The 24,379-nt window shown below is 72.8% G+C and carries 22 protein-coding genes, 1 pseudogene and 1 riboswitch; of the genes and pseudogenes, 15 read left to right on the forward strand and 8 right to left on the reverse strand.

Translation table 11 applies throughout. The features are described from left to right. Both KV557_RS34620 and KV557_RS34625 read right to left on the reverse strand, forming a co-directional pair. A partial coding sequence (locus KV557_RS34620) for an amidohydrolase family protein (RefSeq protein ID WP_218205554.1) occupies positions 1-403 on the reverse strand: 403 nt, incomplete at its 3' end. Then, on the reverse strand, positions 400-1,347 hold the full coding sequence (locus tag KV557_RS34625) for an ROK family protein (protein WP_218205555.1): 948 nt from the start codon (positions 1,345-1,347) through the stop codon (positions 400-402). The genes KV557_RS34625 and KV557_RS34620, both read right to left, overlap by 4 nt. Positions 1,348-1,726: 379 nt before the next feature. On the opposite strand from KV557_RS34625, the gene KV557_RS34630 reads away from it, so the two are divergent. From KV557_RS34630 to otsB, 3 genes are all read left to right on the forward strand, one after another. Then, positions 1,727-3,007 (forward strand): extracellular solute-binding protein, encoded by a 1,281-nt coding sequence (locus KV557_RS34630; RefSeq protein WP_256178396.1) that lies wholly within the window; start codon positions 1,727-1,729, stop codon positions 3,005-3,007. Positions 3,008-3,227: 220 nt separating this feature from the next. Further along, positions 3,228-3,455, forward strand: coding sequence for a DUF3263 domain-containing protein (locus KV557_RS34635; protein ID WP_218205557.1), 228 nt, complete (start codon positions 3,228-3,230; stop codon positions 3,453-3,455). Between the two features lie 339 nt (positions 3,456-3,794). Further along, positions 3,795-4,634, forward strand: coding sequence for a trehalose-phosphatase (gene otsB, locus KV557_RS34640; RefSeq protein ID WP_218205558.1), 840 nt, complete (start codon positions 3,795-3,797; stop codon positions 4,632-4,634). Here the strand turns inward: otsB and KV557_RS34645 are convergent. Beyond that, positions 4,621-6,087 (reverse strand): alpha,alpha-trehalose-phosphate synthase (UDP-forming), encoded by a 1,467-nt coding sequence (locus KV557_RS34645; protein ID WP_218205559.1) that lies wholly within the window; start codon positions 6,085-6,087, stop codon positions 4,621-4,623. The two genes, otsB and KV557_RS34645, sit on opposite strands and share 14 nt — an antisense overlap. 38 nt (positions 6,088-6,125) lie before the next feature. Beyond that, on the reverse strand, positions 6,126-7,151 hold the full coding sequence (locus tag KV557_RS34650) for a glucosyl-3-phosphoglycerate synthase (RefSeq protein ID WP_308130216.1): 1,026 nt from the start codon (positions 7,149-7,151) through the stop codon (positions 6,126-6,128). A 147-nt stretch (positions 7,152-7,298) separates the two neighbouring features. Beyond that, a riboswitch (SAM riboswitch) is annotated at positions 7,299-7,432 on the forward strand. Between the two features lie 16 nt (positions 7,433-7,448). On the opposite strand from KV557_RS34650, the gene thrC reads away from it, so the two are divergent. From thrC to KV557_RS34675, 5 genes are all read left to right on the forward strand, one after another. After that, positions 7,449-8,729 (forward strand): threonine synthase, encoded by a 1,281-nt coding sequence (gene thrC / locus KV557_RS34655; RefSeq protein WP_218205561.1) that lies wholly within the window; start codon positions 7,449-7,451, stop codon positions 8,727-8,729. Positions 8,730-8,762: 33 nt separating this feature from the next. Beyond that, a complete protein-coding gene (locus tag KV557_RS34660; protein WP_218205562.1) occupies positions 8,763-9,041 on the forward strand; it encodes a MoaD/ThiS family protein in 279 nt (92 codons plus the stop codon). Positions 9,042-9,591: 550 nt separating this feature from the next. After that, positions 9,592-9,792: a cold-shock protein gene (locus tag KV557_RS34665; protein ID WP_153461112.1), complete on the forward strand. Its 201-nt coding sequence runs from the start codon at positions 9,592-9,594 to the stop codon at positions 9,790-9,792. Between the two features lie 334 nt (positions 9,793-10,126). Then, a complete protein-coding gene (gene groL / locus KV557_RS34670) occupies positions 10,127-11,746 on the forward strand; it encodes a chaperonin GroEL (protein WP_218205563.1) in 1,620 nt (539 codons plus the stop codon). Between the two features lie 125 nt (positions 11,747-11,871). Beyond that, entirely contained in the window at positions 11,872-12,231 is a 360-nt protein-coding gene (locus KV557_RS34675) for a hypothetical protein (RefSeq protein WP_218205564.1), read from the forward strand. Here KV557_RS34675 and KV557_RS34680 read toward each other — a convergent pair. Next, positions 12,228-12,873 (reverse strand): annotated as a pseudogene (locus KV557_RS34680) (HD domain-containing protein). The gene KV557_RS34675 and the pseudogene KV557_RS34680 sit on opposite strands and share 4 nt — an antisense overlap. A gap of 66 nt (positions 12,874-12,939) precedes the next feature. Between KV557_RS34680 and KV557_RS34685 the strand changes: the two are divergent. The 3 genes from KV557_RS34685 to KV557_RS34695 all read left to right on the forward strand — a co-directional run bounded on the left by KV557_RS34685 (position 12,940) and on the right by KV557_RS34695 (position 15,052). Next, positions 12,940-13,323 carry a PadR family transcriptional regulator gene (locus KV557_RS34685; protein ID WP_218205565.1) on the forward strand — a complete coding sequence of 128 codons (384 nt, stop codon included), beginning with the start codon at positions 12,940-12,942 and terminating at the stop codon, positions 13,321-13,323. After that, positions 13,320-14,294: a hypothetical protein gene (locus KV557_RS34690; protein WP_218205566.1), complete on the forward strand. Its 975-nt coding sequence runs from the start codon at positions 13,320-13,322 to the stop codon at positions 14,292-14,294. The genes KV557_RS34685 and KV557_RS34690 overlap by 4 nt, the downstream gene beginning before the upstream one ends. Positions 14,295-14,365: 71 nt before the next feature. Beyond that, positions 14,366-15,052 carry a copper homeostasis protein CutC gene (locus KV557_RS34695; protein ID WP_218205567.1) on the forward strand — a complete coding sequence of 229 codons (687 nt, stop codon included), beginning with the start codon at positions 14,366-14,368 and terminating at the stop codon, positions 15,050-15,052. 85 nt (positions 15,053-15,137) lie between these two features. Here KV557_RS34695 and KV557_RS34700 read toward each other — a convergent pair whose 3' ends face one another. Next, positions 15,138-17,189, reverse strand: coding sequence for a HelD family protein (locus KV557_RS34700; RefSeq protein WP_308130217.1), 2,052 nt, complete (start codon positions 17,187-17,189; stop codon positions 15,138-15,140). A gap of 290 nt (positions 17,190-17,479) precedes the next feature. Between KV557_RS34700 and KV557_RS34705 the strand changes: the two genes are divergently transcribed. Then, positions 17,480-17,638, forward strand: coding sequence for a hypothetical protein (locus KV557_RS34705; RefSeq protein WP_218205568.1), 159 nt, complete (start codon positions 17,480-17,482; stop codon positions 17,636-17,638). A gap of 23 nt (positions 17,639-17,661) precedes the next feature. Here KV557_RS34705 and KV557_RS34710 read toward each other — a convergent pair whose 3' ends face one another. Continuing rightward, a complete protein-coding gene (locus tag KV557_RS34710; protein WP_218205569.1) occupies positions 17,662-19,299 on the reverse strand; it encodes a DNA repair helicase XPB in 1,638 nt (545 codons plus the stop codon). 146 nt (positions 19,300-19,445) lie between these two features. Here KV557_RS34710 and KV557_RS34715 point away from each other — a divergent pair, with 146 nt between their 5' ends. Further along, positions 19,446-19,697: a hypothetical protein gene (locus KV557_RS34715; RefSeq protein WP_218205570.1), complete on the forward strand. Its 252-nt coding sequence runs from the start codon at positions 19,446-19,448 to the stop codon at positions 19,695-19,697. Between the two features lie 34 nt (positions 19,698-19,731). On the opposite strand, the gene KV557_RS34720 is transcribed toward KV557_RS34715, so the two are convergent. Next, positions 19,732-22,233: a helicase C-terminal domain-containing protein gene (locus KV557_RS34720; RefSeq protein ID WP_218205571.1), complete on the reverse strand. Its 2,502-nt coding sequence runs from the start codon at positions 22,231-22,233 to the stop codon at positions 19,732-19,734. 340 nt (positions 22,234-22,573) lie between these two features. Here KV557_RS34720 and KV557_RS34725 point away from each other — a divergent pair, with 340 nt between their 5' ends. Both KV557_RS34725 and KV557_RS34730 read left to right on the forward strand, forming a co-directional pair. Further along, entirely contained in the window at positions 22,574-23,221 is a 648-nt protein-coding gene (locus KV557_RS34725; protein WP_218205572.1) for a hypothetical protein, read from the forward strand. A 123-nt stretch (positions 23,222-23,344) separates the two neighbouring features. Then, complete coding sequence (locus tag KV557_RS34730; protein ID WP_256178402.1) at positions 23,345-24,376, forward strand: fatty acid desaturase family protein; 1,032 nt, start codon at positions 23,345-23,347, stop codon at positions 24,374-24,376. Positions 24,377-24,379: the final 3 nt, after the last annotated feature.

Here is a 24,379-nt window from a genome sequence, read left to right on the forward strand (position 1 = left end):
GGCCCTCGAAGTGGATGCCGGCGAGTATGCCGTCCTCGACGAGTTCGGAGAGGACGGCGGCCTGGCGGGCGACGTCGTCGATCTCGCCGGTGACGGTGGAGGCGATCGTGGTGGTGGTGCCGTGTTCGAGGTGGGTGCGGGCGGCCCTGAGGGCTTCCTCGGCGATGCCGGAGGCGTAGGAGGCGCCGCCGCCGCCGTGGACGTGCAGGTCGACGAAGCCGGGGACGACGGTGTGGCCGGTCAGGTCCAGGTCGCCGGGCTCGGTCTCACCGCCACTCGCCCCACTCGTGATGGCGGCGATGCGGGAGCCCTCGACGGCGAGGCGGTCGCCCTCGACGACGCCGCCGGGCAGGACCAGGCGGGCGCCGGCCAGGGCAATACGGTCACGGTCCGCGGTGGTCACGCGGTCACCTCCATGGTGAGCAGATCCCAGGCGAGCAGGCCCGCGCCCAGGGACGCGGCGGTGTCTTTGAGCATGGCGGGTACGACCTCCGGGGGCATTTGGAAGGTCAGACGCTCGGTGACCGCCGCGCGCAGCGGCGTGAAGAGCGTGTCGCCGGCCTCGGCCAGCCCGCCGCCGACGATCACCGTGGACGGGTCGAGCAGGCTCTGGGCGAGCACGATGCCGTCGGCCAGCGCCTCGACGGCGCGCCGCCAGACCTCGATCGCGCGGTCGTCCCCGGCGGCCACCGCGGCGGCGCAGGATGCCGCGTCGGCGTCGGGGTCACCGCCGGCCTCGGCCCAGGCCCGGGAGACGGCGGAGGCGGAGGCCAGCGTCTCCAGGCAGCCGCGGGCGCCGCAGCCGCACTGCGGGCCGCCCGGGCGGACCACGACGTGGCCGATCTCGCCGCCGTAGCCGTGGGCGCCGGCCTCGATCCGGCCGCCGATGCCGATGGCGCCGGCGATGCCGGTGCCCAGCGCGATGAACAGGAAACGGTCGACGCCGCGGCCGGCGCCGAGCCGGCCCTCGGCCAGGCCGCCCGAGCGCACGTCGTGGCCGAGCGCGACCGGCATCGCGGCGGAGCCGGGGCCGGCCAGCCGCTCGCCCAGCAGCTTGCGCAGCGGGAGGTCGCGCCAGCCGAGGTTGGCGGAGTAGACCGCGATGCCGTTCTTCTCGTCGATCGTGCCCGGGACGGCGACGCCGGCCGCGAGCGGGGCGACGCCGAAGCGGCTTCGACCCTCGTCCGCCAGGTCGGCGGCGAAGTCGAGGATGGCGGCGACGACGGCGTCCGGGCCGTGCTCCCGCCCGGTCGGTCGGCGTGCTTCGAACAGCACGGAGCCGTCCTGGGCGAGCAGCGCGGCCTTCATGCCGGTGCCGCCTACATCGAGTGCGATGACGTGCTTCACGGGGGACAGTTTCCCTTGGCCGGGTCGAAGAGGTCTAGTCCAGTTGTCGGATTGGTCTGGTCCATACTGGGTGAGCTTTGTCGCAGAAGCGAGGGGTGTGCGGGGCTTTGCGGCGAGTGGGGGTTGGGGTGTCGGCGGGTGGGGTTCGGGGTGTCGGGGGCGCGTCGGGCGGGGTTCTGGGGCGTCGGGGGCGCGGCGGGTGGCGGTGTGTTGCGTGGTTTGTTGCGCATCGTGCAATGACGTCCGCATTTCGATAACTACTCGGCGGGCACGCGGCAGAGGTATGGACCACTGTGCGGTCGGTTTGGCAGTGTTGCGCCTCCCCCCTGCCGGATTCACCCTTCCGGTCGCATTTCTCCCCCTGAAGGCGGTACCCGCGTTGAACAGGCGCGCCCACGTTCCCACCCGTGTGCTCGGCACCGCGCTGGCCGGAGCCCTGGTGCTCACCGCGGTCAGCGCGTGCAGCGGGCAGGACGGTGGGCCGGTCACCCTCAAACTGGTGGCCGCGGACTACGGCGAGAACGCCGACACCAGCTCCAAGCAGTACTGGGACGAGGTCGTCCGGGGCTTCGAGGGTCTCAACCCCGGGATCAAGGTCGACGTCGACGTCGAGAACTGGACCGACATCGGCAAGAAGGTCGACGACATGATCGCGGCCGGCAAGTCGCCCGACCTGCTGCAGACCGGCGGATTCGCCGACCAGGTCGCCGCCGACCGGCTGTACCCGGCCGCCGACGTGCTCACGATGGACACCCAGGCCAAGTTCATGGACTCCTTCGCGCACGCCGGGCAGGTGCTGGGCACGCAGTACGGGATCCCGTTCGTCTCCTCCTCCCGCGTGCTCTTCTACAACAAGGCGGTCTTCCGCCAGGCCGGCATCACCCAGCCGCCGGCCACCTGGAGCGAGCTGCGGCAGGACGCCGAGAAGATCAAGGCGAAGGTGCCGGGCGTGACCCCGTACGGGCTCCCGCTGGGGCCCGAGGAGGCGCCGGCCGAGTCGATGCTGTGGACGCTGAGCGGCGGCGGGAGCCTCTCCGACGACGTCGGCAACTACACCATCGACAGCACGCAGAACCAGGCGACGTTCGGCTGGCTGAAGAGCAACCTGGTGGCCACCGGGCTGACCTATCCCGAGCCGGGCAAGATGAACCGCACCCCGGTGTTCCAGGACTTCGCGGCCGGGAAGGTCGCGATGCTGAACGGCCACCCGACGCTGCTGCGGATGGCCACCGCCGGGAAGATCGACTTCGGTACGGCGCCGATCCCCAAGAAGGACGGGGTGGGCAAGACCGGGAGCCTCGGGGTCGCGGACTGGATGATGGCGCTCAAGGCCAACGGGCACAAGGACCAGATCAAGCAGTTCCTCGCCTACGTGTACCAGCGGGAGAACCAGCTCAAGTTCGACGAGCGGTACAACCTGCTGCCGGTCACCCAGGACGCGTTCACGCAGATGTCCTCCGACCCGAAGCACGAGGACCTCAAGCAGTTCGCGACCGGGCTGACCAACGCCAGCTTCTACCCGTTCGGGGACCCGGCCTGGGCGGACGTCAGCAACCGGATCAAGGCGGGCATCGGCGGGGCCGTCACCGGGGACCCGAAGCAGGTGCTCACCGGGCTGCAGGACGCGGCGGTGAAGGAGGCGACCCGGATCCGCAAGTGAATCCGGGCGCGTTGAGGCTGCTGATGGCTTACGGGAGTGTGATCGCGTAGGCCTTTCGGAGCGTCTCGCGGACGGTCCAGGTGGTGCGGTCGCCGGCGCGCAGGACGGGGCGGGCGTCGGGGGGAGCAAGGTGTGTCGGGGGTACGCGCGAGAATGACACTTCGTAGGGCCGTAGGGCCGTAGGGCCGTGGGGCCGTAGTGGTCGGCGGGAGGTGTCCTGGTGGGCGAGCTGAGTGAGCGGGACCGGGCGGTGCTGGCGCTCGAAGGGCGCCAGTGGCGTACGGCGGGGGCCAAGGAGCGGGCGATCCGGGAGGAGCTGGGGCTCTCCAGCACGCGGTACTACCAGCTGTTGAACGCGTTGCTGGACCGGCCGGAGGCGGTGGCGCATGCGCCGGTGTTGGTGAATCGGTTGCGGCGAGTGCGGGAGGGGCGGCGGGCGGCGCGTTGAGGTGTTCCGGGGTGGGGGCTCCCGGGAGGGTGGGTGCGGGGGCGGCTCCGGGGGTGGCCGCTCCGGGGGCTGGATGATTTTCCGACTGCCGACTCTGTGGGTGGGGGTTCTCGCCGTTGGCAGTCTGAAAATCACCCGCCACGCCCCTCTCTGCGGCCACCCCCTGCGCCGCCCCCTCCCGCAGCGCGTCCCTCTCGCCTTGGTGGGGGTGAGGGGTGGGTGGCGGGCGTGGGTGGGGTGGTGCGGGTGGGTGGGGACGGTTCTTTGGTGTGCGGGCGCGTGGCGAAGCCCACGCGCCCGCACGGTAAGGCTCCGGGGCGTGGGGGTATGGGCATTTGCATGGGTCTTGATGAGAAGTGGATGGCGGTTAGTGGTGTAGGGCGGGACGGGTTGCTGAGGATTTTGGCGGCGCCTTCTGATGCTGTTATTGCTTTGGACTTTGATGGGACGCTTGCGCCGATCGTTGCGGATCCCAGTCAGGCGCGGGCGCATCCGGGGGTTTCGGGGGCCTTGCGGGGGTTGGTGCCACATGTGAAGGCCGTGGTGGTTGTGACGGGGCGGCCTGCTCAGGTGGCGGTGGAGTACGGCGGCCTGGGTGAGGTTCCCGGGGTTGTCGTGTTGGGGCACTACGGGGCTGAGCGCTTTGAGGACGGCGAGCTGACGGCGCCGCCGGTGCACCCGGGGGTGGCCGGGGTGCGTGGGGCGTTGCCGGATGCCCTGGCGGCGGCGGGGGCGCCCGAGGGGACGTGGGTGGAGGACAAGGGGCGCTCGCTGGCGGTGCACACGCGGCGTACGGCGGCGCCGGAGGAGGCGCTGGAGTTGCTGCGGGCGCCGGTGGATGCGTTGGCTGCGGAGTACGGGCTGGTGGTGGAGCCCGGGCGGCTGGTGTTGGAGTTGCGGCCGCCGGGGGTGGACAAGGGTGCCGCCTTGACGGGGTTCCTGCGTGAGCGTGGGGCCCGGTCGGTGTTGTATGCGGGGGACGATCTCGGGGACCTCGCCGCCTTCGCGGCGGTGGAGAAGCTGCGGGATGAGGGCGTCGCGGGTGTGCTGGTGTGCAGCGGCGCGGTGGGGGACGCGCCGGTGAAGGAGCTTGCCGACCGGGCGGACCTGGTGGTCGCCGGGCCGGCAGGTGTGGTGGAGCTGCTGGTTCGGTTGGGGGAGGCCGTCAGAGAGCGTTGAGTTGGTCCAGGAACCACTGCTGCGGGGGGAGCGCGGTGGCCGCCGCCGCCAGGCGCTTGGTGCGGTCGGCGCGTTCCTCGGCGGGCATGGTGAGGCCCGCGTGCAGGGCGTCGGCGGTGGCGATGACGTCGAACGGGTTGATGGTCAGAGCGTCGTCGGCGAGTTCGGTGTACGCGCCGGCCTCGCGGGACAGGACCAGGGCGCAGCCGTGGTCGGAGACCACCGGGACCTCCTTGGCGACCAGGTTCATGCCGTCCCGGATCGGGTTGACCAGGGCCACGTCGGCGAGGCGGTAGGCAGCGAGGGAGCGCGGGAAGTCGTCGTTGACGTGCAGGAGGAGGGGTTGCCAGGTGGGCGTGGCGAACTCGTCGTTGATCTCCTGCGCGAGCCGCTGGACCTCGGCGGTGTAGTTCCGGTACTCGGCCAGGTCGGTGCGGGACGGGTACGCGAAGGCGATGTGCACCACCCGGTCGTGCCATTCGGGGCGGGTGCGCAGCAGGTGCCGGTAGGCCTGGAGGCCGCGGACGATGTTCTTGCTCAGCTCGGTGCGGTCGACCCGGACGATGGTGCGGCGGTCGCCGACGGCGGTGCGGAGGGCGGCGAGGCGTTCGTCGACGTCGGGGCGGTGGGCGCGTTCGCGCAGGAAGTCGGCGTCGGCGCCGAGGGCGTGGACGCCCAGGTGGGTGGTGCGGCCGGCGTGGGTGACGGTCATGGCGGCGCGGTCGACGGTGGCGCCCAGCAGGTCGGCGCAGCAGTCGGCGAAGGCCAGGGCCCAGCGGCGGGTGAGGAAGCCGGCCCGGTCGGCGCCCAGGATGCCGGTGAGGACGGCCTCGGCGACGTCGTCGGGCAGCAGCCGGAAGTACTCCGGCGGGGCCCAGGGGGTGTGCGAGAAGTGGCCGATCCGCAGGTCGGGGCGGGCGGCCCGGAGCAGGGCCGGGGCCAGCGAGAGGTGGTAGTCCTGGACCAGGACGGCGGCCCCGGGGGCGGCCTCGGCGGCGAGGGCGTCGGCGAAGGCTGCGTTGTACGCGCGGTAGCAGGCCCACTCGGTGCGGAAGCCGGCGTCGAAGGCGGGGGCGGTGGGGGTCGCGTAGAGCAGGTGGTGGACGAACCAGAGGGTCGAGTTGGCGACGCCGTTGTAGGCGTGGGCGAAGGTCTCCGGGTCTATGTCCAGCATCCGGACGGCCTGTCCGCCGACGTCGTGGCCGGCCAGGTCGAGGCGGCCGTTCGGGGCCTCGGCGGCGGCCCGGCGGTCCGCGTCGCCGAGGGCGGCGCAGACCCAGACGGCGCGCGGGTCGTCGATCGCGGAGAGGCCGGAGACCAGGCCTCCGCCGCCGCGGCGGAGGGTCAGCGTGCCGTCGTCCGAGGTGCTGAACGACACCGGTCCCCGGTTGGAGGCGACCAGGACGGGGGCGGTGCCGGTCGGACTCGAACGTTCGGTCGTGAGATCGCCCATGGTTGGTACATGGCCGGACCTTTGGGTCGGCAAACCCTTCAGTGCCGGGTCGCGTACTCGGGGACGGTGTGCATCGGGGGGCGTTCCAGGGCGGTCACCGGGTGGGTGTGCGCGGTGAATGCGCGGGTCTCCGGGTCGCGGGTGAACTGGGTGAGCAGGGGGTGGACGAGGTCGGCGGAGGCCTTGAGCCGGTGGGTGCGGTCGAGGCGTTCCAGGGCGGTGCGGTAGATGGTGGCGGCCATCCGGCCGAGCGCCTGGCTGTCCTGGTGGCGGTGGTGGCGGACACCGACGTCGACCTGTGCGAGGGCGTCGAGGCCGGCGATCTCCAACGCATCGACCAGCAGGCCGAGTTCGACGCCGTAGCCGGTGGGGAAGGGCAGGCGTTCGAGGAGGGAACGGCGGGCCGCGTACTCGCCGCCGAGCGGCTGGACGAAACCGGCGAGTTCCGGCCAGTGCAGGTTGAGCAGGGGGCGGGCGACGAGTTCGGTGACCCGGCCGCCGCCGGACGGGACGACGGCTCCGTCCCCCGCGGCGGAGCCGCTGATCGACACTTCCAGGGGGCGGTCGTACATGGCCTTGACCAGCTGGATGTCCGGTTCGGTGAGCAGCGGGCCGACGATGCCGGAGACGAAGGCGGGGTCGAACTCGCGCAGGTCGGCGTCGACGAAGCAGACGATGTCGCCGTGGGTGACGAGCAGCGAGCGCCAGAGCACCTCGCCCTTGCCGGGGGCGGCGGGCAGCCGGGGCAGGATGGCGTCGCGGTGCTCCACCCGGGCGCCGGCCTCGGCGGCGACGGCGGCGGTGGCGTCGGCCGAGCCGGAATCGACCACGACGAGTTCGTCGACCAGCGGGAGGCGTTCCATCAGCTCGCGGCGGATGGTCCGGACGATGTCGCCGACGGTGGCCTCCTCGTCCAGGGCGGGCAGGACCACGCTGACGGTGTGGCCGGTGCGGCGCTTGGCCTCCAGCAGGGTGTGCACCGGCCGGTCTGCCGCGCTCCACGAGCGGCGGCTCAGCCAGGACGCCGCCTGCGGGAGGAGTGCGGGGGTCGGTTCGGCGGGCACGGGACTCTCCTCGGCGGGGTGGGTGGGACGCGCCATCTCGCGTGGCGGACGGTCCCTTTCGGGGTTGACGCCTTCGGATACAGTCTTCGTACAGCGGCCGGACCTTCGCACGCCGGGGTCGCCGCTGAGCAGCACCACAACTTCACATGCTCATCCAGAGGGACTGAGGGAACGGCCCGTTGACGTCCCGGCAACCTTCTCGCGCGGCTGTCCAACAGGCCCCGGCGGGACAGGTGCCAATTCCGGCCTGTGGCGCGACCGTGCCATGGGGAAGATGAGGAGAGAGGCCTCGCCATCATGGCTATCGACACTGCCGCACCCGCATCCGTTGACCTCGGCCCCGCCACCGCGCTGTCCTGTCGGGAGTGCGGCACCCGCTTCCCGCTCGGTCCGAGCTTCGCGTGCCTGGAGTGCTTCGGCCCGCTGGAGATCGCGTACGAGTTCGGCAGCGAGGCCGCCGAGGAGCTGCGCAAGCGCATCGAGGCCGGTCCGGCGTCGATCTGGCGGTACGCGCCGCTGCTGCCCGTCCCGGCCGACGTCGCCTCCAAGCCCAACCTGAACCCCGGCTGGACCCCGCTGGTCAAGGCGGACAACCTCGGCCGCGAGCTCGGCTTCACCGCCCAGCTGCACATCAAGGACGACTCGGGCAACCCGACGCACTCGTTCAAGGACCGCGTGGTGGCCTGCGCCATCGAGGCCGCGCGGGCCTTCGGGTACACGACGCTGTCCTGCTCGTCGACCGGCAACCTGGCCGGTGCGGTGGGCGCGGCGGCGGCCCGGGCCGGGTTCCGGTCGTGCGTGTTCATCCCGCACGACCTGGAGCAGGGCAAGGTCGTCATGGCCGGGGTGTACGGCGGCGAGCTGGTCGGTATCGAGGGCAACTACGACGACGTGAACCGCTTCTGCTCCGAGCTGATCGGCGACCCGGCCGGCGAGGGCTGGGGCTTCGTCAACGTCAACCTGCGCCCCTACTACGGCGAGGGCTCCAAGACGCTGGCGTACGAGATCTGCGAGCAGCTGGGCTGGCGGCTGCCGGAGCAGATCGTCATCCCGATCGCCTCGGGCTCGCAGCTCACGAAGATCGACAAGGGCCTGCAGGAGCTGATCAAGCTCGGGCTGGTCGAGGACCGGCCGTACCAGGTCTTCGGCGCCCAGGCCGCGGGCTGCTCGCCGGTGTCGGCCGCGTTCAAGGCCGGCCGGGACGTGATCCGGCCGGTCAAGCCGGACACCATCGCCAAGTCGCTGGCGATCGGCAACCCGGCGGACGGCCCGTACGTGCTGGACATCGCGCGGCGCACCGGCGGTGCGGTCGAGGACGTCACCGACGCCGAGGTGGTGGCCGCGATCAGGCTGCTGGCCCGCACCGAGGGCATCTTCGCCGAGACCGCGGGCGGGGTGACCGTCGGCGTGCTGAAGAAGCTGGTCGAGACCGGGCAGCTGGATCCGGCCAAGGAGACCGTCGCGATCAACACCGGCGACGGCCTGAAGACCCTGGACGCCGTCGCCGACGCCGGCATGACCGCCGTCATCCGCCCGACGCTGGAGTCCTTCCGCAGCGCCGGCCTCGCGTCCGCCTGACCCCACCCCGCTAGCCCCGAGGAGAGCCACCGTATGAGCGCCAACGTCCGTATCCCCACCATCCTGCGCACCTACACCGGCGGCGCCGCCGAGGTGTCCGCCGAGGGCACCACCCTGGGCGAGGTCATCGCCGACCTGGAGAAGAACCATGCGGGCATCGCCGCCCGCGTCCTGGACGACACCGGCAAGCTGCGCCGCTTCGTCAACGTGTACGTGAACGACGACGACGTGCGATTCGCGGAGGGCCTGGCGACCGAGATCAAGGACGGCGCCGGCGTCTCGATCATTCCGGCGGTGGCCGGCGGCTGCTGAGCCGCGCCCCGTTCCGATCGGCCGCCTTCACGTACGGAATTCCGTATTCCGCACGTGGGGGCGGCCGCCCGCATTTCGGCGGGAATATTTCCGGGTCGAGTGGGAGTAGAGTTTCGCTCGGCCGGGAACAGGGCTCCCCCTCACCCTCCCCGCGCGAACCGCCGCACCGCTGTCCGACCGCTGAGACCAGCGGGGGCCGGGACCGGGAAACATGTCAGGCGGATGTCAGAATTCCCGAAGGGATTTGCGCAATTCGTCCGCTGTGCCCGGCGTGAAATGCCGGAGTTTCTCCTGGTTCGGCCCGTCCTGTCCCTTGACGTGGCCCCGGAATTCACCGCGGAGGGCCCTGTTGCAGAGGGCGTCGATCCGGATACATTCAGCCGCGGTCGACGCAATCACCCGCTCACCGGACCCCGTCCGGTGGCCCGGCGGAGGACTGCGGCGTGCACGGCTGCGCCCAGGGGGGGTTCCCCGGGCCGGCCTTCAAACCAACCCGGGCCCGCGACCTGCGGGCACGTGAAGGGCCAGCACAGCACTAGGGGAGTTCGGAATGGCTCAGGGCACCGTCAAGTGGTTCAACGCGGAGAAGGGCTACGGCTTCATCGCGGTCGACGGTGGTGCGGACGTTTTCGTCCACTACAGCGCGATCCAGATGGACGGCTACCGCACCCTCGAGGAGGGCCAGCGGGTCGAGTTCGAGATCTCCCAGGGACAGAAGGGCCCGCAGGCGGACATGGTCCGGGCGGTCTGACCCCCTTCGGCTCCAGGAGCTCGGCGCGGCCCACGGCTGGTGACCACTCGCTTCTCGACGGGCCCGTACGACACGTGTCGTACGGGCCCGTCGGCGTTCCCGGCGGCGTCCGGAACCGGCCCGCGGACGGCTCGCGGGTTGTCGATTGGGCTTGCACTCGACCACCCGGAGTGCTAATCATTGGCGTTAGCACTCACAGCCTGAGAGTGACAAGCGGACCGGGTCGGTGAGGCCTCCGGGAGCGGTAGGGGAATGGACCCCCGCACACCAGGGCCGTCCGTCGCGGGCACCCCTTGGTCCGAGCAGTCGACCGTGTCCCGGAGGACCACTTCAGATGGCCAAGATCATCGCCTTTGATGAGGAAGCTCGCCGCGGCCTTGAGCGTGGCATGAACCAGCTCGCCGACGCAGTGAAGGTCACGCTCGGCCCCAAGGGTCGCAACGTCGTGCTGGAGAAGAAGTGGGGCGCCCCCACGATCACCAACGACGGCGTCTCCATCGCCAAGGAGATCGAGCTCGAAGACCCGTTCGAGAAGATCGGTGCGGAGCTCGTCAAGGAGGTCGCCAAGAAGACGGACGACGTCGCGGGCGACGGCACCACCACCGCCACCGTGCTCGCCCAGGCCCTGGTTCGCGAGGGTCTGCGCAACGTCGCCGCCGGCGCCAACCCGATGGCCCTGAAGCGCGGTATCGAGAAGGCCGTCGCCGCCGTCTCGGACCAGCTGCTGGCCCAGGCCATCGAGGTGGAGACCAAGGAGCAGATCGCCTCCACCGCCTCCATCTCGGCCGCCGACACCCAGATCGGCGAGCTGATCGCCGAGGCCATGGACAAGGTCGGCAAGGAAGGCGTCATCACCGTCGAGGAGAGCAACACCTTCGGCCTGGAGCTTGAGCTCACCGAGGGCATGCGCTTCGACAAGGGCTACATCTCCGCCTACTTCGCGACCGACCTGGAGCGGATGGAGGCGACCTTCGAGGAGCCGTACATCCTCATCGCCAACTCCAAGATCGGCTCGATCAAGGACCTGCTCCCGCTGCTGGAGAAGGTCATGCAGAGCGGCAAGCCGCTCGTCATCATCGCCGAGGACGTCGAGGGCGAGGCCCTGTCGACCCTGATCGTCAACAAGATCAAGGGCGTCTTCAAGTCCGTCGCCGTCAAGGCCCCGGGCTTCGGCGACCGCCGCAAGGCCATGCTCCAGGACATCGCCGTCCTCACCGGCGGCACCGTGGTGTCCGAGGAGGTCGGCCTCAAGCTGGAGAACGCCGGCGTCGACCTGCTGGGCACCGCCCGCAAGGTGGTCATCAGCAAGGACGAGACCACCATCGTCGACGGTGGCGGCGACAGCGAGCTGGTCGCCGGCCGCGTGAACCAGATCCGCGCCGAGATCGAGAACAGCGACTCGGACTACGACCGCGAGAAGCTCCAGGAGCGCCTCGCCAAGCTGGCCGGCGGCGTGGCCGTCATCAAGGCCGGCGCGGCCACCGAGGTGGAGCTCAAGGAGCGCAAGCACCGCATCGAGGACGCCGTCCGCAACGCCAAGGCCGCCGTCGAGGAGGGCATCGTCGCCGGTGGTGGCGTGGCCCTGCTGCAGGCCGCCGTCGCGTTCGACAAGCTGGAGCTGGAGGGCGACGAGGCCACCGGTGCCAACATCGTCAAGGTCGCAGTGGAGGCCCCGATCAAGCAGATCGCGACCAACGCCGGCCTGGAGGGTGGCGTCGTGGTGGAGAAGGTGCGCAACCTTCCCGCCGGTCACGGCCTGAACGCCGCCACCAACGAGTACGTGGACCTGATCGCCGCGGGCATCATCGACCCGGCCAAGGTCACCCGCTCCGCGCTGCAGAACGCCGCCTCCATCGCGGCGCTGTTCCTCACCACCGAGGCCGTCATCGCCGACAAGCCGGAGAAGGCCGCTGCGGCCCCCGGTGGCATGCCGGGCGGTGACATGGACTTCTGATCCTGATCTTTCGATCGGATCGGATTCCTGATCGTGTGGGCGGTCCCCTTCGGGGGGCCGCCCACACGGCGTTCCGGGAGATGCTTCCGGGTTCTGGGTTCTGCGTTCTGGGAGATGATGGACGGATGGCTGCCGACGACATCGAGACCGCCCTGCACAACGCCCGGGCGCTGATCCTGGCCGACCTCACCGCGCGGGACGTGGCGGACGCTGCTGTCGTCTCGCTCGTGGAGCAGGCCGTCACGCACCGCCGGTGGTGGCTGGAGCAGTGGCCGGACGGCACCGAGTACGTGCTCGGGCTGGTCGCCCAGGACGTCCAGGACGCGCTGCTGGAGGCGTACGGGCGCTGGCCGCTGTGCACCGCCTGCGCGGCCGACGGGGATCCGCACGCGCTCAGCGTGGAGCCGGAGCTCGGGCCGGAGCCGCACTGGGTGTGTGGCAAGGAGGGCGCGGTGGTCGCGCCGGTCGGGAAGCTGTCCGCCTAGCTGTTGATGCGGGTCAGCCCTTCGAGTTCGGCCGTCAGGTTGGCGCGGGCGGCGGCGTCGAAGCGCGCGCGGGCGGCGGGGGTGCGGTAGAGCGCGGGCAGGGCCAGCAGCTGGCGCAGGACGGCCGCCCGGCCCGCCCGGAAGTCCGGCTCGGGGACGAAGGAGTACTCCTCGCGGACGGCGGCCGCGTAGGCCGTGTACGCCTCGGGGGCGCCGCCGAGCACTGCGAGGTCCGCGTCGCACAGCACCTCGCCGTCGCGGTCGCCCGGCGCGGGGTCGTGGGTGACGGTGAGCAGCACCAGCCGTTCGACCTCGGCCACCCGCGCGGCGGGCAGGCCGGGCCGTGGTGAGCGCCCGGACGGCCAGGGCAGCGCTGCGCTCCTCGTTCTCGGAGCGGTCGGGCCGGTAGACGGCGTCGTGGAACCAGGCGGCCAGCCGGACGGCGTCCGGGTCGGCGGCGTGCCCGGCGAGGGCGTCCATGTGCCGCAGGACGGCATGCAAGTGGTCGGTGGTGTGGTACCGGCGCTGCGGTTCGGCCCAGCGGCGCAGCAGCTCCCGCCCGTACGGTTCGGGGTCGGCGGTGGTGCCGCAGCGGTGCAGCAGGGCGGTCCAGTCGGCGAGCAGGTCCTCGGTGATCGGCATGCGGGTCATTGTGGCGGGCGCGTCCCCCACTGGACCTATAGGTAGTTTGACGATATATGTAGGTGCATGACTGAACGCTCCATGCAGGAGCCCACGCTGCTGCTGCTGACCGCCCTGGCCGACGCCCCCAGACATGGCTACGCGTTGATCCAGGAGATCGCCACCATCTCGGACGGCCGGGTCAAGATGCGCACCGGCACCCTGTACGGCGCGCTCGACCGGCTGCTGGGCCAGGGCCTGATCGAGGTCGCCGCCGAGGAGGTCGTGGACGGCCGCGCCCGGCGCACCTACGCGCTGACCGACGCCGGCCGCACCGCGCTGGCCACCGAGGCGGAGCGGCTGCGGGCCGTCGCCACCGAGGCGGAACGCCGCCTGGCCAAGGTCCGGTCGATGCTGCAGGGGAAGACGGGGCCGGAACTGCGGTCCACGATTGGGGGGAGTTTCGCATGACCACACCGACGCTGGGGGCGCCCTCGACCGCGCTGCGGGCGGCGCTGCAGTTCTACCCGGCCAGCTACCGCCGGGAGCGGGGCGAGGAGATGGCCGCGGTGTTCGCCGACACCACGGCGGAGGCCGACCGGTCGGCCGTCGCCCGGGAGGTGTTCGACCTGGCCGCGTACGGGCTGCGGGTGCGGCTCGGGCTGACCGGCGGCTCGGTGGCCGGACGGGTGCTGGCGCTGGCCGCGCCGATGGTCGCCGGGGCGCTGGCCGGTTCGGGGCTGGTGCCGTGGGTGAGCAATCCGGACCAGTCCGCGTTCCGGCTGACCTGGGACCAGTCGTACACCACGTACGCCCTGACCATCGCGCCGCCGGTGGCCGCGATCCTGCTCGCAGTGGCGGCCCTGCTGGGGCGCTGGACGGCGGTGCGGGTCGTCTCGCTGGGGCTGGCCTTCTTCGGGCTGACCGTTCTGGCGCAGGCGTTCTCGGGGCCGATCTTCTTGGACTGGTGGTGGGCGGGGTACGTCGGCATGGCCACCGTGCCGTCCATGATCTCCGCGCTGCTGCTGGTCGCGGCGCCGACGGAGCTGCTGCCCGGGCCCACCTGGCGCACCCGGGGGCTGGTACTGGCCTCGATGGTCGGGGGCGGGTTGCTGGTGGCGCTCCAGCGCTGGGACGACACCCGGTTCCCGCTGGATGTCCAGTGGTTCGCGGTGCTGCTGATCGTGCCGGTGCTGCTGACCTTCACCGTGCTGCGTGGGTGGCTGGCGCCGGCCGCGGTGGGGGTCGCGGTGCTGTCGCTGACGACAGCCGCCAGCGTGTTCAACATCTGGCGCGAGGCCCGCGGGCTGTCGCAGCTGCTGCCGCTGGCGCTGCCGGTGGTGGGGCTCCTGGTGCTGGTGGCGATGGGCATGCGCCGGATCGGCGCCGGCACCGGCATCGACGGTGGGGCCGGGGGCGGTTCGGGGCGCAGTCCGGCCTGAGGTCGGGCTGGGGTCGGGCTGGGGGTGGGCGGTCTCGCCGGGGGGATGCCGGGTGTGGCAGGGTATCCGATATGTCTAGACCAATTTTCGAAGTCATCGCGCTGACGCCCCAGGATGCCCAGGCCGCCGAGTCGGGCGGCGCCGACCGGCTCGAACTGGTCACGGACATGGCCGCCGACGGACTCACCCCGCCCGTCGAGGACTTCGCCCGGATCAGGGCCGCCGTGAACCTGCCGCTGCGCGTCATGCTCCGCATCCGGGACGGCTTCGCGCCGGGCGACCTGGACGAGCTGCGCGCCCGGGCCGCCGCGCTCCGCGCCGAGGGCGCCGAGGAGTTCGTCCTCGGCTTCCTCGACGCGGACGGCGCCGTCGACCTGGCCGCCACCGCGGCCGTCGCCGAGGCGGTGGCCGGCTGCCGCTGGACCTTCCACCGGGCGATCGACCACAGCGCCGACCGGGCCGCCCTGCGGGCCGCCGTCGCCGCGCTGCCCGGGCTGGACACCTACCTCACCTCGGGTGCGGCCGGCGGCGTGGACGCCGGGCGCGAGGTGCTGGTGGCGGAGCTGGCGCGGAAGGGCGAGCCCGGGTACGGGCAGCGGATCCTGATCGGCGGCGGCCTGCGGGCCGAGCACGTGCCGGGCCTGCGGGCCGCCGGGTTCGACGCCTTCCACGTCGGCGGCGCGGTGCGGGTCGACGGATGGCGGACGCCGGTGGACGCGGCCAAGGTCGCGCAGTGGCGGGCGCTGATCGACGGCTGAGGCTGATCGACGGCTGAGGCTGATCGACGGCTGAAAATACGGCAGTGGGGGGCCGGTCCGGGTGCGGGCCGGCCCCCTTCCGTCGCTACTGGAGCTGCTCGGGCAGGGGCTCCGCGTGCAGCACCGCCAGGCCGGAGACGGCCCGGGTGAGCGCGACGTACAGCCGGCGCAGGCCGGTCCGCTCGTCCGGCTCGCCGGTGATCACCGCGGTCGGCTCGTCCAGCACCACGTAGTCGTACTCCAGACCCTTGGCCAGCGAGGCCGGGACGAGGGTCAGCCGGGCCTCGGCGCTGGTCTCGGTGCCGGGGGAGAGGTGGGGCAGGCCGGCCGCGGTCAGGGCCTCGGCGAGCAGCGGGATGCGCGCGTCGGCGGCGATCAGACCGGTCGAGCCCTCGTTCTCCAGTGCCCGGCGGCAGGCCGCGATCACGGCCTCCGTCAGCTCCCCGTCGGCAACCTGACGGATCGTCAGCGAGTCCGGCGTGTCGCGGACGGAGGTCGCCGGGGCCAGGCCCGGGGCGATCGCGGGCAGCAGCCGGGAGGCGTAGGCGATGACCTCCTCCGGCACCCGGAAGCCCTTGGTCAGCTCCTCGACGTGGGCGCCCGCCTTGCCCAGGTGGTGCAGGGCGTCCGGCCAACTCGCCGTCGCCCACGGGGTGGTGCCCTGGGCGAGGTCGCCGAGGACGGTCGCCGAGCCGGTGGTGCAGCGGCGGCCGACCGCGCGGTACTGCATCGGGGAGAGGTCCTGCGCCTCGTCCAGCACCACGTGCCCGAGCGAGGGCGTGCGCTGGACCAGGTCGGCGGCCTCGTCGACCAGCACGGCGTCGGCGGCCGTCCAGCGGGCGGTCTTCACCGAACGGCCGGGCTTGGGCCAGAGCACCGCCCGCTGCTCCTCGGCGGTGAGCGCGCCCTCGGCGCAGGCGGCCAGGAACTCCGGCTCGGAGAGCAGTCGCAGCACCAGCTTGGCCGGGTCGACCGGCGGCCAGCACTGCTTCACCACGGCCTTGACCGCGGTGTTGCGGGCCACCGCGTCCTGCACCCGGTCGTCCGGGGCCTCGCCGCCCTGCTCCATCTTCAGCAGTACGGCGTGCGCGATGCGCTGCGGCAGGGCCTCCCCGGCGGCGCCGTAGCGGATCTCGCGTCCCTTCAACTCCTCGATGATCTCGATGAGTTCGTGGACCGGGACGCGCCAGCGGCGGGAGCCGCGGACCACCACGCAGGGCTCGGTGGGCAGCGTGATGCCCGAGCGGACCGCCCGGCGCAGCACCTCGGCCATCCGGGCGTCGCCCTTCAGCCGGGCCGCCTCGGCGGTGTCCTCGCCCTTCACCTCGACGTGCCCGACCAGCTGCTGCACGGTGGCCTGGGCGACGTCCAACTCGCCGAGGGCGGGAAGCACTTGCTCGATGTAGGAGAGGAAGGCCGTGTTCGGGCCGATCACCAGGGTGCCGGTGCGGGCGAGGCGCTCGCGGTGCGCGTACAGCAGGTACGCGACGCGGTGCAGGCCGACGGCGGTCTTCCCGGTGCCGGGCGCCCCCTGGACGCAGATGGTGCCCGTGACGTCGGAGCGGACGATCTCGTCCTGCTCGGGCTGGATGGTGGCCACGATGTCGCGCATCGGGCCGACGCGGGGCTTCTCGATCTCGGCGGCGAGCAGCGCGGAAGCCGTGTCCGTCTCGGCCGGGTCGGTCAGGTGCTCGTCCTCGTAGGCGGTGAGCTCGCCGCCGGTGTAGCCGAAGCGGCGGCGGCGCTCGACGTCCATCGGGTCGGTGCGGGTGGCCCGGTAGAACGGCTGGGAGACCGGGGCGCGCCAGTCGATCACCATCGGGTCGCCGTCGGCGTCGTGGACGTGCCGTCGGCCGATGTAGAAGTTCTCCCCGCCGCCGCCTTCGGAGAGTTCCTCGCTGATCGCGTGCAGGTAGTCGAGGCGGCCGAAGAACAGCGGGGTGTCGGCGAGGTCGGCCAGGGCGGCGATCCGGGCCTGGATCTGGTTCTGGAGGACGACGGCGGACACCCAGGTGCCGGTCACGTCGCGCAGGTCCAGCGACTGGACGTCCTCGCGCATCGCTCGCAGCGCGGCCCGGGACGAGGCCAGGTGGTCGCGTTCGCGCTGGAGGGGGTCGGTGGTGGGGGTGGCGGGCACAGCGAACCTTCCCGGCTGCCCCGGTGGCGGGCGCAGCGGATCGATGGAGCTCACGGTGGGTACAGCCGACCGGTTGCCGTGCGGTCGGCACCTCCCCCGGCTGCCTGCGGGACTTCAGCAGGTACCACGGTTCGGGAGGGGGCAGACGGACGATCCTAGACCCGTCCGTCTCAGGGTTCCACCCCTGCGGGGTCCCGGGGGACCCCTACACCCGGAGGACGACCTTCGGCCCGGCGGATACGGCCTTTGGAGTGATGCCGGCCGCGGCCCGGCTGCCTACCGTGGAAGACATGAGCACACAGAACCGCACCCGTACCGCCCCGGCCGGCGCCACGGCCGTCCCGGGCCGCCACCGCAACCCGCTGAGCACCGCCGTCCGCAACGTCGGGATCGCCCTGGACACCGCCGCGCGCGTGATCTTCCTCGGGCGCGACGGTGTCCGCTACTAGCCGGTAGTCCCTGCTGATCTTCGTTAGAGCACGTCGTCCGCGTCGATGATGCGGTAGGCGTAGCCCTGCTCGGCCAGGAAGCGCTGCCGGTGGGCGGCGAAGTCCTGGTCCACGGTGTCCCGGGCGACCACCGAGTAGAAGTGGGCCGCATGGCCGTCCGCCTTGGGGCGCAGGACGCGGCCGAGCCGCTGGGCCTCCTCCTGGCGGGAGCCGAAGGTCCCGGAGACCTGGATGGCCACCGTGGCCTCGGGCAGGTCGATCGAGAAGTTCGCGACCTTGGAGACCACCAGGACGCCGATCTCCTTATTGCGGAAGGCGTCGAACAGCTTCTCGCGCTGGGCGTTGCTGGTCTCGCCCTTGATCACCGGCGCGTCGAGCACCTCGCCGAGTTCGTCCAACTGGTCGATGTACTGGCCGATGATCAGCGTCTGGTCCTTCTCGTGCTTCCTGACCAGCGCCTCCACCACCCGCCGTTTGGTCGCCGTCGTCGCGCAGAAGCGGTAGCGCTCCTCCGGTTCGGCGGTCGCGTAGGAGAGCCGCTCGGAGTCGGTCAGGGTGACCCGGACCTCGCAGCAGTCGGCGGGCGCGATGTAGCCCTGCGCCTCGATCTCCTTCCACGGCGCGTCGAAGCGCTTGGGGCCGATCAGGCTGAACACGTCGCCCTCGCGGCCGTCCTCGCGCACCAGCGTGGCGGTCAGGCCGAGGCGGCGGCGGGCCTGGAGGTCCGCGGTGAACTTGAACACCGGCGCGGGCAGCAGGTGCACCTCGTCGTAGACGACCAGGCCCCAGTTGCGGGCGTCGAACAGCTCCAGGTGCGCGTACACGCCCTTCCGCTTGGTCGTCATCACCTGGTAGGTGGCGATGGTGACCGGGCGGATCTCCTTCTTCGTGCCGCTGTACTCGCCGATCTCGTCCTCGGTGAGCGAGGTGCGCTTGACCAGCTCGTGCTTCCACTGCCGGGCCGAGACGGTGTTGGTGACCAGGATCAGCGTGGTCGACTTGGCGTGCGCCATCGCGGCCGCGCCGACCAGCGTCTTGCCGGCGCCGCAGGGCAGCACGACGACGCCGGAGCCGCCGTGCCAGAAGCCCTCGACGGCCTGCGCCTGGTAGGGGCGCAGCTGCCAGCCGTCCTCCTCCAGTTCGATGGGGTGCGCCTCGCCGTCCACGTAGCCGGCGAAGTCCTCGGCGGGCCAGCCGAGTTTGAGCAGCACCTGCTTGATCTGGCCGCGCTCGGAGGGGTGCACCACGACGGTGTCCGGGTCGACCCGGGCGCCGACCAGCGGGGCGATCTTCTTGGAGCGCAGCACCTCCTCCAGCACCGGCCGGTCGGTGGTGGTGAGCACCAGGCCGTGGGTGGGGTGCTTGAGGAGCTGGAGCCGACCGTAGCGGCCCATGGTGTCGGCCACGTCCACCAGCAGCGCGTGCGGCACCGGGTAGCGCGAGTACGTCACCAGGGCGTCCACCACCTGCTCGGCGTCGTGCCCGGCGGCGCGCGCGTTCCACAGCCCGAGCGGCGTCACCCGGTACGTGTGCACGTGCTCGGGCGCGCGCTCCAGCTCGGCGAACGGCGCGATGGCGCGGCGGCAGTCGGCGGCCTTGGGGTGGTCGATCTCCAGGAGAAGAGTTTTGTCGCTCTGGACGATGAGCGGTCCGTCGTTCACGCGGGGGTGCCCTCCACTGGCTGACAGGCTGGATTGACGCAGACCCTCCAGTGTTGCGCATTCCGCGGGGAACGTGAGCGGGCTACTTCCATCCGGTCGCAACCGCACACCGGTGACCGGCGGGGAGCTGGCTCGTTGAGCCGGACATGAACAAGTCGAAGCGCGTTCTCACCGCCCTCGCCCTCATGGGCACGGCCTTCGCGGCCACCGCCTCCTCCGCCGGCTCCGCGCACGCCCTCGCAGGCATCGGGGAGGGGCCGGGCGGCCTGCTCGCGGCGCCGGGCTTCCTGCTCGCGGACACCGTCAGCGGTGGCGAACTGCCGGTCGGGCAGGGGCAGATCGGGAGCCTGGCGGACCAGGCGGTCAAGCAGAAGATGAAGGAGTCGCAGGGGCACTGAGGCCCGGCTCGTCCAGCTCCTGCTCGTTGAGCACCTACTCCTCCAGCTCCGCGACGCCCGTGATGCGGTGCAGGGCGAAGGTGCGGAGCTCGTCCGCGTGGTGGTCGAAGGCGGTGACGAAGCCGCCCTCGACCTTGACCGGGTCGATGATCCGCTGGCTGGCGATGCCCTCGGCGTTGAGGTAGCCGATCCACATCCGCTCGCCGAGCAGGACGGCCGTCTGGAGGGCGGCCAGGGTCTCCGCGGCGGCCGTGCGGGGGACCCGGCGCGGGTCGGGGGCCGGCTCGCGGCGGGTCGCGGTCGCGGCGCGGTCGCCGGCCCGGATGGCCTTGATGGCGGCGGCGAGCAGCGTGTCGTCGGGGGCGGGCGGGCCCTCCGGGACGGGGACGGGCGCGGTGCGCGGCGGGGTGCGGTGGCTGTCCGGGCGGGTGACCAGGACGTCGCCCTCGGCGGACTCGGCGGCCGGGGCGTAGCCCATCGTGCGCAGGGCGGCGAGCAGCACGTCCGGGGCGGCCTGGGAGGCCAGGACGGTGGGGGCGAGCAGCCGGAGCCGCAGGTCGGCGGAGCGGCGGTCGGCCAGCACCTCGCCCAGCAGGGACGGGTCGTCGCAGCGCACGTACGAGGAGGCGGCGCCGACCCGCAGGACGCCGTGCCGGCGGGCGACGTCGTCGATCAGGTAGGTGAGCGGCTGCGGGACCGGCGTGCGGGAGTGCTGCTCCAGAAAGGTGCGCAGGTCGGCGGCGGTGCGCCCGGCGTCGAGGGCGCGCCGGACGGACGTCGGGGTGAACCGGTAGACGGTGGCGCCGCCCTTGGACTCGATGTCGGCGCAGAGCGCGAGCGCCTGGGCGAGCGGGGTGAGCAGCGGGCCGGGGGCGATCGCGGTGAGGTCGGGCTGCAGGATCACGTGGTCCAGCGGCCGCGGCAGCAGCGGGGCGAGCACCTCGGCCGGGTCGGCCTCGGCGGTGAGCAGCGCGCGTGCGGGGGCCGCGAGGGCGCCGCGGCCGGTGATGCCGAGGAGTTCGGCCTCGGCGAGGGTCCAGGCGGCAAGGTCGTCGCGCAGCTCGTGGCCGTCGGGGCCGGTCGGGCCGCCGCGCAGCGGGCGCTGCCAGCGCAGGGTGGGCAGCAGTTCGGCCGCGGTGGCCGGGGTGCCGGGCGGGAGTTCCGCGAGCAGGGCGAGGGCGGCGCGGCGGACGGACGGGGCGAGGGTGCGGTCCAGTTCGGGGCCGAGGGCGGCGCGCGGCTTGCCCCGGCCGTCCGGGGTGCCGGTGAGGGCGGGGACGCGGGTGGCGGCGAGCCAGGCGGTGGCGAGGACGGACCAGCGTTCGGCGGTGTCCTGCTGGAGCCAGGTGTCGTACGCGGGGGTCGGGGCCCAGCATTCGTCGGCCTCGCCGTCGGGGGCCAGCAGGCCTGCCGTATAGGCGAGTTCGAGCCAGAAGGCGGTCTGCTGCTCGGTGGTCTCCAGGGCCTGGGCGGCGCGCTTGAGGTCGCGCACGCCGAGGCCGCCGGCGCGCAGGGTGGGGGGCGGGGTCAGGCCCCACAGGTCGAGCAGTTCCTCGACGGTCTTGACGGCGGTGAGGGCCTGGCCGGCCGCCGCGCTGTCCACAGCCTGTGGATCGCGCGGGGGAGCGGCGGGCGCGGGCTCGGGCTGGAGCGGTTCGACGGTGCGGTGGGTGCGGCCGCCGCGCAGGTGCAGGGCCAGTTCGCGGGGCAGGACGACGCTGCCGGGGCCGCTGGGCAGCAGCAGGCCGCGGGCCAGCAGCCACTCGACCGGGCTCTGCGCGTCCTCGGCGGTGACCGGGCGGGCGGCGTCCGGGACGGTGCCGGTGGGCGGGCCCCAGACCAGCCGCTCCAGCAGCCGCAGGGCGGGCTCGGGGGCGGTGGCGAGCAGGGCGTCGCAGCGGGCGCGGTCGGTGAGCAGTGCGGTGAGCGCGGCGACGGCGGTGACCGGGTCCGGGGTGGCGGGCTGCCCGGCGGAGGCCAGCAGCTGCTGGAGCCGGGCCGGGGACATGCCCAGGGTGGCGTCGGCGAGGGTCGGGCCGAGGCCGGTGCGGCCGGGGTTGGCGGCGGTGGGGGCGAGCGCCTCGCGGACGGCGAGGACCAGGCGGAGCGCGTTGTCCGGGCCCCACAGCAGGGCGCGGTCGCGCAGGGTGGCGATCGCCCGGGGCAGCGCGGCGGCGACGGCGGACCGGTCGGCCGGGGTGAGCGGGGTGGCGCCCGGGTGCGGCTTGACCTTGGCCGGACCGGACAGCAGCGTGCGGACGGTGGCCAGCGTGGTGCCGTCCGGGGCGGTGGCCAGGGCCTCGGCGACCTGCAGCGTGAACCGGTCGAGCCGTTCGAGGGCCCGCAGGGCGGAGGCACGCGAGGAGAGCCGGGCGGCGAGCTGGGTGAGGTCGCCGGGGACCGGGTTGAGCAGGTCGGGGCGGGAGCGGAGCAGGGCGGCGAGACCGTCGTCGGGCCGGGCGCGCAGCTCCTCGGCGAGGGTGCGGGGGCCGGCGGCGGACCTGCCGGAGCGTTGGGGGCCCTGCTGTGTGGTCATTCGACCTAGGTTAGTCGGGTGCGGTGACGGCCGGGGCGGGCCGCGGCGCCCGCGTCCGGACTCGCGTGGGCGGGGGCGCGGTGGGTAGCGTCACGGCCGAGGGCGGTTCGGTGGGCTGGGCCGGGTACGGGCGAGGCGGGGTGTCGGGATGACGAACGGCGAGTGGTGGCGCAAGAGCGGGCCCTGGAGCGGGGCGTCGGGCGGGGGCGGCTCGGGCTCCGGCTCGGGATCCGCTTCCGGCGCGGGCTCCAGTTCCGGCGCGGGCTCGGCTTCCGGCCCGGGCGCCGATTCCGATGACGGCAGCAGCGTGTACGACTCGGCAGCGCCGGGTGTGCCCGGTATGGCGTCGGTCCCGCTCGACCCGCCGCGCGACGCGCCCGACGACGCCGACCCCGACGCCGTGCCGCCGCCGCAGGTGATCCACTCGGGCGCGGACGGCTGGGACCTGGTGATGCTCAACTTCTCGGACGCGCCGCCGGCCCCGCCCAAGCCGGTCCCCGAGCAGCGTGCGGGAGAGGGCGACGCGCCCGCGAAGCCAGAGGCGTCGGCCGGGCCCGTGGCGAAGCCCGACGCCAGGCCGAAGAAGCAGAAGAAGGCCAAGGCCGCCGGCGCCCCGAAGAAGAGCGCCCTCGCCGGCCGCCGCCCGTCCCCGCTGCTCCTGCTCGCCGCCGGCCTGCTCGCGGGCGGGGCCTTCACCGGCTTCTTCCCGGCGATGCTGGCCGGCTCGGGACTCGGCTACCTCTCCCGCCAACTCGCCGACCTCACCCGCAAGTTCGCGATCCTCGGCATCCCGCTGATCACGATGAGCGCAACCACCCTCTACCAGATGCAGCAGGCCAAGCACGGCCAGGGCGGCCTCCAGCCCGGCTCCCAGCTGGGCCAGATGACATGGGCGTCGGCCCCGGGCGTACTGCGCCTGTCGGCCGCCCTGACGGCGGCGTTCCTGCTGCTGATGGCGCTGCGCCGCCGGCCGCCGCAGGAGGGCTGAGGGCGGGCCCCAGTGAGCGCAGGGGGGGGTTAACACCCGTACGGGACGGGTGCTTCCCCCGTTCTGCGGGTCGGCCCGCCGAACCAGACTCGGGGCATGCCCACACAGCCCGCGACGACGACCATGGCCCCCGAGGCCCCCGCCCCGCAGCCGGCGGCCGGCGGCAGCGACTTCGCCCAGCTCACCCGCCGGATGGCCGCCGAAGGCCTGCTCGACCGGCGCCCCGGTTACTACGCCGTCCGCGCGGGCCTCGTGCTCGCCGCGTTCCTCGGCGGCTGGTGCGCCCTGTTCGCACTGGGCGACACCTGGTGGCAGCTCGGACTGGCCGCGGCGATGTCCGTCGTCTTCGCCCAAATCGCCCTGCTCTCCCATGATCTGGCTCATCGTCAGGTCTTCACCCGGCGCCTGCCGAGCGAGATCGGTGGCCGGATCGCCGCCAACCTGCTGATGGGGATGAGCTACGGCTGGTGGATGAACAAGCACACCCGCCACCACGCCAACCCGAACCACGAGGAGCGGGACCCGGACGTAGCCCCCGACCTCGTCGTGTGGTCGAAGCGGCAGGCCCGGCAGGCGAGCGGACTGGCCCGGTTCATCGGCCGCCGCCAGGCGTACCTGTTCTTCCCGCTGCTCCTGCTGGAGGGCCTCAACCTCAGCTTCAACAGCTTCCGCGCGCTGCGCAGCTCCACCATGAAGCGCCCCTGGCTGGAGGGCGCCCTGCTGGTCGTCCACTTCGCCGCCTACCTCGGCCTGGTCTTCGCCGCGCTCCCGGCGGGCAAGGCGGTCGCCTTCCTCGCCGTCCACCAGGCGCTGCTCGGCGTCTACCTGGGCTGCGTCTTCGCGCCGAACCACAAGGGCATGCTGATGGTGACGCCTGAGATGAAGCTCGACTTCCTGCGCCGCCAGGTGCTCACCTCGCGCAACGTCCGCGGCGGCCTCGTCGTCGACTCGGTGATGGGCGGCCTCAACTACCAGGTGGAGCACCACCTCTTCCCCAGCATGCCGACCCCCGCGCTCGGCCGGGCCGCCCGGATCACCCGGGAGTTCTGCGCGGAGAAGGGCATCCCGTACTACGAGACGGGCCTGTTCCGCTCGTACCGCGAGATCCTCGGCCACCTGCACCGGACGGGCGAGCCGCTCCGCTCCGGCGAGTGAGCG

The organism is Kitasatospora aureofaciens, from assembly GCF_019192735.1.
Lineage (GTDB): Bacteria > Actinomycetota > Actinomycetes > Streptomycetales > Streptomycetaceae > Kitasatospora > Kitasatospora aureofaciens_A.